The 14,164-nt window shown below is 40.9% G+C and carries 9 protein-coding genes; 2 read left to right on the plus strand and 7 right to left on the minus strand.

Annotated features, from left to right (window positions below; all coding sequences use genetic code 11):
- Positions 1-3: 3 nt before the first annotated feature.
- The 4 genes from NSMS1_RS29835 to NSMS1_RS29850 all read right to left on the minus strand — a co-directional run bounded on the left by NSMS1_RS29835 (position 4) and on the right by NSMS1_RS29850 (position 7,732).
- Positions 4-1,506, minus strand: coding sequence for an IS5 family transposase (locus NSMS1_RS29835; RefSeq protein ID WP_224085439.1), 1,503 nt, complete (start codon positions 1,504-1,506; stop codon positions 4-6).
- Positions 1,507-1,893: 387 nt separating this feature from the next.
- Positions 1,894-4,131 carry a family 1 glycosylhydrolase gene (locus NSMS1_RS29840; RefSeq protein ID WP_224088686.1) on the minus strand — a complete coding sequence of 746 codons (2,238 nt, stop codon included), beginning with the start codon at positions 4,129-4,131 and terminating at the stop codon, positions 1,894-1,896.
- 230 nt (positions 4,132-4,361) lie between these two features.
- Positions 4,362-6,785 (minus strand): UDP-galactopyranose mutase, encoded by a 2,424-nt coding sequence (gene glf / locus NSMS1_RS29845; protein ID WP_224088688.1) that lies wholly within the window; start codon positions 6,783-6,785, stop codon positions 4,362-4,364.
- A gap of 707 nt (positions 6,786-7,492) precedes the next feature.
- On the minus strand, positions 7,493-7,732 hold the full coding sequence (locus NSMS1_RS29850) for a hypothetical protein (RefSeq protein WP_224088690.1): 240 nt from the start codon (positions 7,730-7,732) through the stop codon (positions 7,493-7,495).
- 474 nt (positions 7,733-8,206) lie between these two features.
- On the opposite strand from NSMS1_RS29850, the gene hisD reads away from it, so the two are divergent.
- Positions 8,207-9,490: a histidinol dehydrogenase gene (gene hisD, locus NSMS1_RS29855; protein WP_224088692.1), complete on the plus strand. Its 1,284-nt coding sequence runs from the start codon at positions 8,207-8,209 to the stop codon at positions 9,488-9,490.
- Positions 9,491-9,985: 495 nt separating this feature from the next.
- Positions 9,986-11,038: a hypothetical protein gene (locus NSMS1_RS29860; RefSeq protein ID WP_224088694.1), complete on the plus strand. Its 1,053-nt coding sequence runs from the start codon at positions 9,986-9,988 to the stop codon at positions 11,036-11,038.
- A 259-nt stretch (positions 11,039-11,297) separates the two neighbouring features.
- Here the strand turns inward: NSMS1_RS29860 and NSMS1_RS29865 are convergent, their stop codons facing one another.
- The 3 genes from NSMS1_RS29865 to cysK form a co-directional block, all read right to left on the minus strand.
- Complete coding sequence (locus NSMS1_RS29865) at positions 11,298-12,170, minus strand: 6-carboxytetrahydropterin synthase (protein WP_224088696.1); 873 nt, start codon at positions 12,168-12,170, stop codon at positions 11,298-11,300.
- Between the two features lie 301 nt (positions 12,171-12,471).
- Entirely contained in the window at positions 12,472-13,179 is a 708-nt protein-coding gene (locus NSMS1_RS29870; RefSeq protein WP_224088698.1) for a J domain-containing protein, read from the minus strand.
- Positions 13,180-13,194: 15 nt separating this feature from the next.
- Positions 13,195-14,157, minus strand: coding sequence for a cysteine synthase A (gene cysK, locus NSMS1_RS29875; RefSeq protein WP_224088700.1), 963 nt, complete (start codon positions 14,155-14,157; stop codon positions 13,195-13,197).
- Between the last annotated feature and the right edge of the window lie 7 nt (positions 14,158-14,164).

Here is a 14,164-nt window from a genome sequence, read left to right on the forward strand (position 1 = left end):
TAGTCAGTCCAGAAAAAAGATAAGTTTTTGTTGTTTAAGGTTTAATGAAATATCAGTTTCGATAATAGAAGAAGTAAAAAAAGACTCAGTTTTGAAAAATAGGCAAAAAAATACACAAAAAAGCCGTAATAGCAGAGTAGAAAGATTCATAACTAAAAAAGTTATGGCAATAGCGGTGAAAGAAGTATGAGGAAGTTTAGCCATAACTCTACCAAGGCTAAATCTTCGTTTACCTTGTCCAAACTTGCCCTCAATACAATTACGAATCCTTTCGTCATAAGCGGCTTGTTTCTTCTTTTCAGGGCTGACATTTTGGGGGGGTCTACCTAGTGGTGGGCCACTAATTCTAATTCCCCTTTCTTGACACCAAGCTCGATTCTCCCTCGTCCGATAAATCTTATCAACATGAACTGATTCAGGATAATATCCGGTGTAGTTTTTGTATGCTTCTACTTGTGATTTTAAGTCTCCTGATTCGTTAAAGTTGTCCCAACTAATATGGTCTAAAAATACATAGCCATCATAGTAACTAGCTGAAAACTTAGCCCCAAACTCTACTGTTCTCCCGGCTTTACCTCGGATAATCGGACGAATGTGTGGTTGGTTTAAACTGACAATGCGGTCTTGTATACTAATTTTTTGATTTTCATATAACCATAACTGTTGACGATAAACTTCTGCTACTACTAGCAACATCTTATATTGACTGTTGCTCAGTTTTAATAGTGACGCACCTAAATTTATTAGCTGCTGAATATGAGTTAAATTTCTGTTGATATATTGCAGTTGCTTTCTGATAGCTTTCCTTCTTTCTTTAACTGTTGGTTTTCTTTTCTTGGCTACTGCTAAATAATCCTTTCTTGCTTTGTTTCTGTAGGTTCTTGGTTTGTTGATATTTCTTACTAATAAGGACTTATATAATGTATCTATGATTGTTTCTGTTTGCTTTCTGGCTTGATTTAATAATCCTAAATCTGTCGGATAACTTATGTCTGCTGGCGCACAACTAGCATCTAATATTAATTTTCCTCTATTGGCTGGCTTACTTTTTGAATCCTCGACCTCTGGCTTTTTTGCTCTTACTTCTACCTCCTGTTTATTTTCTAACATCTTCCTGACTATTTCTTGATTGATTTTATTGACTAATTCTATATCTATCCTTTCTCTAAAATGAACTAGCATTGACGGGTCAAATGCAGATTCATTACTATATGCTGACATTCCTATAAAGTATTGCAGATACGGGTTCTCCCGAATTTGTTCTACTGTCTCTCTGTCACTTATTCCTAATTTTTCTTTAATTATTAATGCTCCCAACGCCATTCTAAATGTTTTGGCTGGCGCTCCCATTCTTGCTGAAAATATTTCTGCGTACTCTGCTTCAAATTTTGACCAAGGTATCATGTTCGCCATGATTACCCATCGGTTATCTGACGCTAGTTTTCCCCCAAAGGGTAGTTCAAAGTTTTCTGCTGCTTTTTCTTGCTTTTGCGCTCTTCGATACATTTTAACGCAACTTGCTACAAGGATTTTTACTTATCTTACCCTTTTTCTTTTCACCTTATTTTTCTTTCCTGACCCTGAAACTCTTCATTCTGCTATCTTTCGCCCTTATTCAGCCAGCCCTAATTAAGGGTTAGTACGTAAGAGTTATAAAAATAAGATGATGCAATGCGAATGCAGGTGGATGCAATGCGAATGCAGGTGGATGCAATGCGAATGCAGGTCGGTGCAATATGAATACAGGCTGATACAATACGAATGCAGACAGATGCAATGTGAATGCAGTAGGTAAGCATTGCTCACCCTACTACCTCAACTACCACGCAGTCGAGATTCACTAAGCAGGGGATAAAGAAGAAAAACTAGTGACTATGGACTATTGACTAAAAACTAACTTCTTTCGTTAAAATAGCGGGACATAGCACTGTCGAGGCAAGGCATAATTTCGCCGCGACTGCTACCAAGGACGCTGTAAATAGGACGGGGAGCAACCCAGCCAAATTCCTGTGCAGGTAAAGTTACCAAACTACTAATACTTACACCAGCTTGTTTTGCTGCTAGTTTAGCTAAATCAGCCCAAGCGATCGCACTTTTGTTAGCTAAATGCCACAAACCGCTTTCACCATCAATTAATAAATCTAAACTAGCATGAACAAGGTCTGGTACATAAGTAGGTGAAACAACCGCATCCTCAGCCGCAACAAAAGTATTCCCAGCACTCAGTTCACGTAAGGCAATAGTGACAAAGTTGTAGTCATCCCACGGGCCAAAAAAGGCGCTGGTGCGAATTACTAAAGATGCGGGGTTAGCTTGTAATACTAATTTTTCTGCCAAAACTTTGCTGCAACCATACACATTGAGCGGGGCAACTGTATCAGTTTCTACATAAGGATTAGTCACAGCACCGTTAAATACTAAATCAGAAGAAAAGGTTAACAAAGCTGCATTATGTTGAGCGCAAGCAGTAGCTAAGATTTCCGCACCTTCAGTATTAATTTTTAAACAAACATCAGGTTCGCGTTCTGCATCATCTACGCGCACGTATCCCGCAGCATTTACAACTCCCCAAGGTTTTAATTGAGCAAGTACCGCATTTACAGAAGCCGCATCAGTAATATCCATTTCTTGGCGTGTCAACAAGCGATAGGTAATACCCCGCAATTCACACAACCGAGCAAAAGCTTTTCCTAATGTACCTCTCGCGCCAATAATTAATAAAGGACGGGGAGTAGGGAGTAGGGAGTAGGAAGTAGGGAGTAGGGAGGATGTACACTTTTCCCCATTCTTTATTCCCCACTCACCACTCCCCTGATTAAAACAACTGACGGCTGGATACTCTAAACGTTCTGGTCGCCGCCACCATCCTGGTATTTCCAGGAGTGGGTGATTGGGTTGACGACCAGCAGCTAAATCAGCAACTAATTTAGAGATCGCAGTTGGTCGGGGATTTGGGGAACGCAAATCAAACACGCCTGCTTCGTAGTAACCAACTGAGCGCGTTAATAAGCTATTCCAATCGTAACTACCTAAAAGCGCCCAAGCTGTGACAGCACGAATATCTACACCATCATTTTGTAATCTTTGAGCAGCATTCCACACCTCATTAAACCAGCGCAGTTGCTCCTCACGGGTACATTGGAGGTGAACTTCGGTGATGGCTAGTGGGAGTTGGTAGCGTTTCCAAGTTTCTTTAAGTAAAGTGTATGCGCCTGCTGTTCCTTCAGCACAAACCCTAACAGCTTCTACATCTGCGTATCTATCTTTGCCATTACCACCATGTGTCCAAGTTGGATACTTTTCTAAATTTTCATCCAGAAAGCGCTCACTTGTTAGGTAATGGTTAATACCAATAATATCTGGTGGACAATAACAATTTTTGGCAGCCGCCTCTAGTTCCGTCTCACTGATACCGCAGTTACACAAATATTCCCAAATAAAATGAGTCTGATTGATGCGACCACACAATAAATCAAAGCTTAACCAACGGCGCTCATTTTCAAACTCTGCTTGATAAGCTAGTTTTGGTGTAGTGTAAGTTTTACCCAAATCCTCTGTTTGCACAAGTTTAGCATCGGGGTTAACTTCGCGGATAGCTTTCATTGCTAGTGCGATCGCTTGACACTCCCCTAACAAAGCCCGAACAAAAGTTAAAGGGTCTCGTCCATGAGGATACCAGTGACCATACATCCCACTAAACCGTGCTGTTGTCAGTGGTTCATTGACAGGCGTGTAATATGTTACCCAAGGATATCGCTCCGCCACCGCACGAGCAAACACAGCTAACTTCTGCGGAAACTCTGGGTCTACCAAACTAGTGTCACGGGGGCCACTACCATGATGCACTAATCCCACAATTGGAGTAATGCCGAGTTCTTTTAACTTCTCTAGCCGTTCATCCGCCCACGACCAATCAGCAGTCTCCAAACCATTAGGTGCTATCTTCTCCCACAACACCGGGTAGCGAATTTTCTTAATCCCCAGTTCGGCAAACAACTCTAAGTCATCCAAACGCCTTTCATGACCGTTGCGCTCTAACTGGTCAAAATACTCATCACCCACACGATTAACGGTACACTCGATACCAGCCCACATCTCTAGAGAATGTTTTGTATTGAGGTCAGAAGTCATAATTTATAATTTATAATAGTCTGCGACAAGGCTTGCGCCTACATAATTCGTAATTAAGAAAGGCTAAGTACATCTAGTACAAAATCTCAATAAAATACTCTGCGTTCCTCCGCGAGAACTCCGCGTCCCTCTGCGTTTAAAAAACCACTTATTAAACCCGCAAAGCAATAATTCATAATTCGCAGTTAGGACTCCTAATTACGAATTACGAATTACGCATTACAAATTACTTAGGCTTTGACAGCAATTTGCTTATACACAGACAAAGCCTGCGCCACACATTGATCCATGTTGTAATATTTGTAAGTTGCCAAGCGTCCTACAAAATATACTCCGGGAGTGCTATCCGCTAAAGTTTTATATTGCTTGTAAACTTCCTGATTTTCAGGACGAGGTACAGGATAATAAGGGTCGCCCTCTGCTTGAGGATATTCGTAAACAATGCTAGTTTTAGCGTGTTCCTGCCCAGTTAAATACTTAAACTCAGTTACACGAGTATATAAGTGTTCATTGGGATAATTAATAACTGGTGCAGGTTGGAATACTTGGGTATTGTGAGTTTCGTGCTTGAACTCCAGTGAGCGATAAGGTAACTTACCATAGCGATATTCAAAGAACTCGTCCACTGGCCCGGTGTAAACCATCTCTCGGCAAGGTATCGCTTTTTCAATTTCCCGATAATCTGTATTCAACATTACCTTGATGTTCGAGTGATTGAGCATACTCTCAAACATCCTGGTAAATCCATGCAGTGGCATTGCTTGGTAAGTATCGGTAAAATAGCGATCGTCCCGATTTGTACGAGTAGGTATTCTAGCAATTACTGACTTATCAAGTTCTGAAGGATCAAGTCCCCATTGCTTCCTTGTGTAATTGCGGAAGAACTTTTCGTATAGAACTCGACCAACTTTGCTAATGACTACATCTTCTGAAGTATTGATGTATTCCTTGGGTTCAGCCAGTGATTTAAAGAACTCCTCCGCCTCAAATGAATTGAGGTTCATCCCATAAAGTTTGTTGATAGTATCCAGGTTGATGGGGATGGGAACCAACTGTCCATCTACGCTGGCAAGGACACGATGTTCATAAGCACGCCATTGGGTGAAGTGGGACAGGTACTCAAAAACATCGCGGGAGTTGGTGTGGAAGATATGCGGCCCGTATTTATGGACGAGAACACCATGTTCATCGTAATGGTCGTAGGCATTACCGCCAATGTGGTTCCGCTTGTCTACAATTAGTACCTTCTTACCATCAGCTGCTAAACGTTCGGCAATTACACTACCAGAAAATCCAGCACCAACAATTAGGTAATCGAAGACAAAATCTCTAGTGATGATATTAGGTGCTTGTTTACCTGTAACTGCACCAGTAGAACCATTTTTATCTTCTTTATTATCAGTTGCGATCGCTGAATCTATCAACTTAATCATTGATGCCAAAGTCCGATCCCAAGAAATCTTTTCTAAAAAGGTATCAACTCGACTCAGCCAACCTGATGCGACATTATCGTCCTGCATTGCCACCTCGGCGGCTGCAACGAACTCATCAACTGTGTCGGCAATACGTACTAACTTCAAATCCCCGTAAGGACGGACTACATCGCGGATGGAAGTAGAAACTACAGGCGTAGCGGCTGCAAGATACTCTGGAGTTTTGGTAGGACTAATATAGCGAGTTGATTCATTACGCGCAAATGGCAACATCGCCAAGTCCCAACCTGATAAATATTTAGGTAGGTCTTTATATTCCTTACTACCAAGATAATGAATATTGTCATTTTGAGGCAGAGTTGCGGGATCAATTTTCACTACTGGCCCAATAATTACTAAATGCCAGTCGGGACGCATTTCAGCAATTCCCCGCAACAGTTCAATGTCCATCCGCTCATCAATGACACCATAGAAACCCAGCCGGGGATGGGGAATATGAGCTTGATCTTCTGGTTCTTGCAGATTTCTGGCTTTGGCAAAGTGCGCTACATCTACGCTGCTGGGGAAAGCATAAACATTGGGATGTTGATTAACTTTACTTTCGTAAAGGCTTTGTCCCCCGGTAAATACTAAGTTGGCACGGCGGAATAACTCTGCTTCGTATGCCTTCAATTTAGGTGATGCACCTTTAAAAGCAGATAACTCATCCATGCAATCATAAACGACAGCTTGGGGTTGCCAATGGCTTGTAAATGCGATCGCCATTGGTGTGTAATACCAGCAGATATAATTGCTAATTTTCTGTTCAGCTAAGAAACCATCAACCAACACCCGCAAATCTGCATTAATTGCTTCTTCGCTCAAACCTTCTGTAAGATGTGGTACAACCACCACTACACCGCTATCATCTTGGCTAATATCTAACCAGCCTAAAGGTTCTTTGCTAAAAATTGGCTCCTCAATAAAATATACTCGTCTTCCTTGAGCGCAACGACTCAGAATGTGTTGTGGTCTTTGGTAAACGAACTTCCATCGTAAATGAGATAGACAAACTATATCAGGTGTCTCTAAAAAACCTTGAGATTTTTGTTGTTTCTTCTGCTCAGAAGATACACTTGAAGATGACAATTGAGATAATTCTGGCACATTAGATTCACTAACTTTTGTAGATATTATGTGCTTGAATCCGTTACCGTTAATGTCAGATTTGCTTTGTGTCATATTGCGTTCGGTTACAAGTATATATTGGGAAAATGAAGTGAAAATTTATCAACAAGTCTGATAAATCAAAAGAAAATTTTTACCTTATTGACAGATTCCGATTTAAAAAAATCGTTAAATCTATTACGATATGATTGATGAGAAGTTACTAACAGTAGATAGTATTGTATATCGCCAGAAAACAGAGCTTTTTGTCTATCAAAAGCATTCTTGCTCATATAATAAATAAGCTGTTTTGCTTATTTATGTATTTGATGTTCTATTCTTTATTGCAAAATTCAATTTTGATATCTGCAATTACACTCTCAAGAATATAGCATAACACTTTTCACGGTATAAAAGTTGCGAGATAATTTAGGGCATAGAAAATTGTTCCCTATCCCCTACTATCAGTGGCTAGGCAAAAAAATCCCTAAGATTAATGAATCTAAATAAATATGCCTAAACGCAACTATATATTGGCTTGCTTTAAATTTAGTTTTCTTCTAGTTCATAAATTAAAAGACTGCAAAAAGTAGCTAAACTGATGCGAATTATCGTTTAAAGAGTAATTTTGTTAAATGACTAACCATTAACCAGATAAGAGAAAATGGTAAGTATAGTGAAAATTGTTGCTCGTTCTCCAGATGATACTTCAAACTGAAAATATCATGGTGCTAGCAATGGAGAAAACGAGCATCTATTCTGACCAAAATTCAAGCAACTTATTAACGAGATTCTGTTCCTTGATTAGGCAGACCAGGTGTTGTCACAGTACCACCAGCCGCTTCAGGTTCAGCACCTTGACGAGTATCAGTACCAGATTCTTGACCAGTCATCCGATATCTTTCATCAAGAGAGGTGTCACCATCTTCTGTAGTTGGCACAGTGGTTTGGGTTCCAGGATTATCTTCTGGGTTATATTTAGCATCATCTTGACGATTATCGGGAGGAGTTTTAGATGTCATAATTATTTAATACCTTTGTAATTCGGTTATTGTATAAGAATAGTTTTTTACTACCTTTAATTTGACTACCCTGAGATAGAAATCTTTCTATAACTTCTTTCACAAAAATCTTTACTGAAGATAATTATCTTAAGTAAATGAAAGCACTAAATAAGTTAATAATTTAATTGCAAGATACCTTGGTAAGAATTTAGCATCCAAAAGTTAGATTGAAAGAAGCAGAAAGTAGTCACGGTGAAACAGATTTCACACCAAGGTATAAAAGAAGAACTAGGATCTTAACTCTTGACGCAGCCTGGCTAAAGACCCCGCCTCCGCTAATAGAACTTTATAAGAGGAAAATAACTGTTGACTATGGACTGTTGACTATGGACTATGGACTAATGGCAACTGACAACTGACTAAAGTGCTAATATCGCTCTACACTAAATATTGTCCTTACTGCAAACCTGCATTAATTCAGAGATACTGTCCATGCTAGTCCTGAAAACAACCGCCCCAGAATTTTACAGCAAATTCCAAGCCTTAGTGAGCGATCGCCGAGAAGCAACGGTTGATGTGAGTGGTACAGTACGCGATATCCTGGCTGATGTGAAAGTGCGGGGTGATGCCGCAGTCAAGGACTACACCAGTCGTTTTGACCATTACAGCCCAGATTCTCACCATTTAAGTGCAGATTTCATTGCTGAACAAGCTGCCAAGTGTTCTGCTGAGGTGAAAGCAGCAATAGAATTAGCAGCAGAACGTATTACATCTTTTCACCAAAAACAACTACCCCAAGATATAGGTTACACAGATGACACAGGTGTAAAATTGGGCTTAAATTGGGTAGCTCTATCTCAGGTAGGAATATACGTCCCTGGAGGACGCGCCAGCTATCCTAGTTCGGTGCTGATGAATGCCTTACCCGCCAAAATTGCCGGGGTAGAACGGATAGTAATGACCGTACCCATGCCTGGAGGAGAAATCAATCCTGCTGTCTTAGCGGCTGCCCAAGTCGCTGGCGTAACAGAAATATATAGTATTGGTGGGGCGCAAGCAGTTGCCGCCTTAGCCTATGGCACACAAACCATTACCCCAGTAGATAAGATTGTCGGCCCTGGTAACGCTTACGTTGCTGAAGCCAAACGCCAAGTATTTGGGACTGTAGGTATTGACAGCATCGCCGGGCCTTCAGAAATTTTAGTTGTCAGCGATCGCCAAAATAATCCAGAATGGATTGCCTGGGATTTATTATCGCAAGCCGAACACGACCCCAGCGCCCAATCTATCCTAATTACCGATGATGAATCCTTTGCCCAAGAAGTAATCGCCGCAGTTGAGCAAATTCTCACTACCCTACCCACCAAACAAGTAGCAACTAGCAGTTGGCAAAATCACGGTGCAGTCATTATCGTTAACGATCTGGCTGAAAGCATCCCCTTACTTAATCAACTAGCCCCAGAACACGTAGAACTATGCGTAGATAATCCCCAATTATTAGCTAGTCAAATTAAATGCGCTGGTAGCCTATTTTTGGGACGCTACACCCCAGAAGCGATCGGCGATTATTTAGGCGGCCCCAATCATGTCCTACCCACTTCCCGTTCTGCCCGTTTTGCTTCCGGCTTAAGCGTTTACGATTTCCTCAAACGCATCACCTACTTGGAATGCAATCAAGCCGCATTGCAGAAAATAGGACAAGCAGCCGTCACCCTAGCCCAAACCGAAGGCTTACCAGCCCACGCAGGTAGCGTTGCCATCAGGTTACAGTCCTAGCTTGTAGTAAGGACTTTAGTCCTTTAAAAAATTTACTCAATACAATCTTTTTTGTACAGAAGTAGAAGGAGAAAGCTAAAAAGTGTAGTTTTTTTCCTTCTACCTTTTTATTTCCGCTCTTTACATCAATTTTTCTTATATATAACTTCAGTTGAAATATAGTTATTAACTATTTCTTAAAGTAAGATAGGTAAATTTACTAACATATCAAATTAGGATAAAAAAGATTGTTAAATATTTCTAAACTGTTTCATTAATTCAAAATATAAAATTAATCCGCCTCTGCAAATGTAAAGAAATATCTTACTAATGGTAGGAATTTATGAATAAACATAATTCGATTGTCAGAGGATAAAATTTCCAGGCTATTGTACTAGTATTTGCAATCACCGTACAAATACCAAATATCGTAGATGAAAATCCTGTTACTTTCTTCCTATTGTTAGATAAGCATCAGGTTTTCTGTAACTTTATGTTTAGTAAGAGGTAATACTTATGACTAGTTACGAGCAGATTTTCAACTCAAAACAAACCCTAGAAGAAACATTAACACCAGAAGAAGCCGTTGCTGCGATCGCAGTTGTTACAGCCTTGGCAGATTCAACCGTTGAACAGATAGATGCTGAGAGTTTAGCTGCTATTTTGTGGCAATTTGAGGTCTTTGCTGAATATTCAGAAGAAGAGATTGTGGAAATAGTTGATGAACTCATCGCCATTTCCCAAGAAGAAAGTATTGGTGCTTTGTTTAACGTAGCAAGTCAAACCCTTTCTGATGAATTAGTTTGGGATGGTTTCGCGGCTGGAGTTATTATTCTCTTAGATGGAGAACAACTAGTGATTCCCCAAGATAAACAGCCTTACCTGAAAAAACTGCAAGCAGCATTAAAATTAGAAGAATCAGAAGCCCAAGAAGTTATTCAAGAGATAACCTCAGCCTTCCAAGATACAGAAGATGAAGATGATTTCGATGAGGAAGGAAATACTCTCATCGTAGAAGATTATAGCGAAGAGGTTTATGAATCACCTCTGGGTAACTTCTCTGTACCCATTCCTGTTGATGCCGAACAAGGAGGGAAAATTCAAAGTCAAGAAGGCGTAGTGGGCTTCTCAGATGACTTTGGAACTCTATTGAGGATTGATTATTATCCCATCCCTCCAGAACAATTAGAAGAACTAGACTCCACAGAAAAACAAGAGTATCTCCGCTCAATTATGGTTGAGAAGTATGTGCCTCAAGCAATTTTACAAAATCTACCAGATGCGACAATTAAACATACAGAATATCAAGAACAAGGGGAATTAGACTATTATTATGCCCTGGTTGATATGCCAAATGGTTCAACAATTTCTCAGCAAGATAACAATGGAACTATTACTAGATTGAATGCCTATCGAGGTTTAATTTCCTTTATTCAAGATGATTTTTTGTATATAATTAGTAGCCAACGTAGCTTTTTTAATGGTGACACTCCCGATTCTATAGAAGAAGAAGCAGAAAACATTAAAGAGAGTATTTTAGAGTTTGTAGAAACGATAGAGTTTAGTTAGTGGCAAAATAAGACTTAATTTAATATATGGAGTTTCCAGTACATTCCCTTGTATTTCAGGGTATGCAGGATATCTACCTTACAAGAATCATCCCTTGATTCAGCAACGCCAGAAATAGAAACAAGGTAGCACAAATAACTGCGCTACCTATTTTTGTTTATATTCTCATTGCAAGAAATCTTTTAGCAGGATGATTCAAATTTGATTGCAAATACTTTTGCACCTATCCCTACTATATACACTGTGGACGGTAAGTTAATTAAATCCGCGCCAACATTGGCTCTGATTTTGCTGTGTTGACACTGTTCGATTCTAAATCAGTGCTGTAGATTTCACAGGAGTTATTAGGACTCTCAATCAACTTGACTTTATAAAGCTTGGCTCCTATTTCTTGAATAGGCGATCGCAGTAAATTACTAATATACAAAGCGATATTCTCAGCCGTCGGCACAACTTCGGCAAAGTAAGGAATATCCTTATTTAAGAATGTGTGGTCGAATGGTTCCACAACATGATCTTCAATCGCCTGATTCAAAGCACCTAAATCAACAATCATCCCGGTGCGTGGATCAATCTCGCCCTTAACAGTCACTTCTAAATGATAGTTGTGTCCGTGACCGTGAGGACGCGCACACTTACCATAAATTTCCGTGTTGTCTTCTTGACTGAGATTGGGATGAGCCAGCCGATGGGCGGCGCTAAAGTGAGTGCTAATAGTGAGGTAAGCTTCCATTCCGTTTCCTAGATAATCTGCCCAAAGTTCAGGATGTTCAAACAACTGTACGCGGACTAGAGGCAAGTGAGGTACTAGTCGCTGCCAGATAACCCGTGCGATATTTTCTGTGGTTGGCAAAGTCTGCCCAAATTCTGCCCAGATATCGTTGAGATAGGAAAAGTCCAGTTGGCTGGTAACTTCTCGCTTGATGACTTGTTTCACATCCGACAAGTTCAACACCATGCCATATTCATCTAATTCTCCAGCTAGGGAGATAAATATGACATAGTTATGTCCATGCCCAGGAAACCGAGAGCAAGCGCCAAATTTCTCAATATTCTCGGCTTCACTCAGTTCTGGCAACCAATAGCGGTGGCTAGCCGAAAACTGAGCGCGGCGATTTACTATACATTGCATGAGTACACTGGGAGCAAATTTTAAATTTTCTTAATCTTTCACTGCTACCAGCATAAACTAATTTTTTAGTCATTAGTCATTCGTCATTAGTCATTTGTGTAGAAATTTTTCGCTATTGACTATAGATGATTGCCGTACTGTTATCTTCCAAAAAATAAAAATAAGGTGTTGTTGAAACTAGCTTTGAAGGTTTCTTAACGATGCCAGAGGTTGCTGGTTGCTAATTGTACTTGACCAAGCGATCGCAAATGTTCGGCTACACTAGGAAAAACAATTAATGACAGGGAATCTTATCTAACCCCTATTGACTACTCACAGAAGCCTGTGCTTCACAGTGCAATCTCGTAGCGATGCGGAATAATTCTTGACCAGTGTGTAAATAGCGATCGTCATAATTTAAGGGAAAATAACCCAACTCTTCCAACCCATCTGCTACTTGATTGAGGCTGTAGTAAAGATGGGCGGCGGCTCTAGCCATACTAGGAGGATTAGGACGGGAACGAAAAATAGTTTGGGCTTGCTTTAAGTCTTCTTTACAAGTGACTAAGTATTCCTGAAAGGTATCTAACAATTCATCATCAAAGGGATCTGCGGCTAGTTCTTCTATTTGTTCTTCTAAGGAACTGAGGATGGTACAAAGTAAGCGGTTGACTGGGTGATAAACCAAGCGTAGCCACTCTTCTACCTGCTCATCTGCATCCTTACCACTTTTGCGCCTTGTTTTGTAATGTTCTTGGGCTGATGTAGCGCGTTGTTGACGCTCACTATTTAATCTCTGTGATTGATCCCGTAGCCCTTGGTCATAATTGAGGCGACTTTGATTGTCGCCTAAAACTTCGTATGCAGCGTTAATGCGAATAATCTGCTCTTTGTCTGCTGTATCCTGATTACTATCGGGATGGAATAATTTCACCAAGCGGCGGTAAGCTTGCTTAATCTCCGCTTGGCTGGCGTTGGGACTGACTTTGAGAGTGTCGTAATGATTTATGTCTTTCTTAGAATCGACCATTCATCCAAATTATTTTTAGCTAATGCTAGCTGTTGCCTTCGCCTCTAGGTCTTGGAACAAAGGTGTACTTAAGTACCTTTCGCCAAAACTAGGTTGAATCAACACAATCAAGCGTCCTTCATTTTCTGGACGTTGAGCGACGCGAATGGCTGCACACAAAGCTGCACCACTGGAAATTCCAGATAGTAAGCCTTCTTCTCTGGCTAAACGCCGACCATAAGCGATCGCTTCTTCATCGGTGACGGTAATCACCTCATCTATTAATTGTAGCTTGAGGACTTGGGGAACAAAACCCGCGCCAATTCCCTGAATTTTGTGTGGGCCTGGTTTACCTCCTGACAATATTGGGCTATTGGCAGGCTCAACTGCGATCGCTTGGAAACTAGGTTTACGCGCTTTCAAAACTTCTGCTACACCTGTGATCGTACCACCAGTACCCACTCCAGCGACAATCATATCTACCAGTCCATCGGTATCTTCCCAGATTTCCTCTGCGGTAGTTTCCCGATGTATTTTCACATTCGCGGGATTGCGGAACTGCTGCAACATATAGGCATAGGGCGTACTGTTCACTATTTCCTGCGCTCGGCGAATGGCTCCACTCATCCCTTCCATTCCCGGAGTCAGTTCCAATTCTGCCCCATAAGCTCGTAACATCGCCCGACGCTCACCACTCATGGTTTCCGGCATCGTTAAAATTAGACGATAACCCTTAGCTGCGGCTGCCATCGCTAAGGCAATGCCTGTATTTCCCGATGTTGGTTCTACCAATACCGTCTTCCCAGGAGAAATCAGTCCCTCCTGTTCCGCCGCATTAATCATACTCACCCCAATTCGGTCTTTCACAGACGAAGATGGGTTCATACTTTCCATCTTCACAAGAATCTGTGCCACACATCCCTCCGCTTGAGGAATGCGGTTCAATTGTACTAAAGGTGTACGACCAACCAATTCTGTAACGTTACGAGCAACCCGCATATTTTTT

Origin of the sequence: Nostoc sp. MS1 (assembly GCF_019976755.1) — a bacterium.
GTDB lineage: Bacteria > Cyanobacteriota > Cyanobacteriia > Cyanobacteriales > Nostocaceae > Trichormus.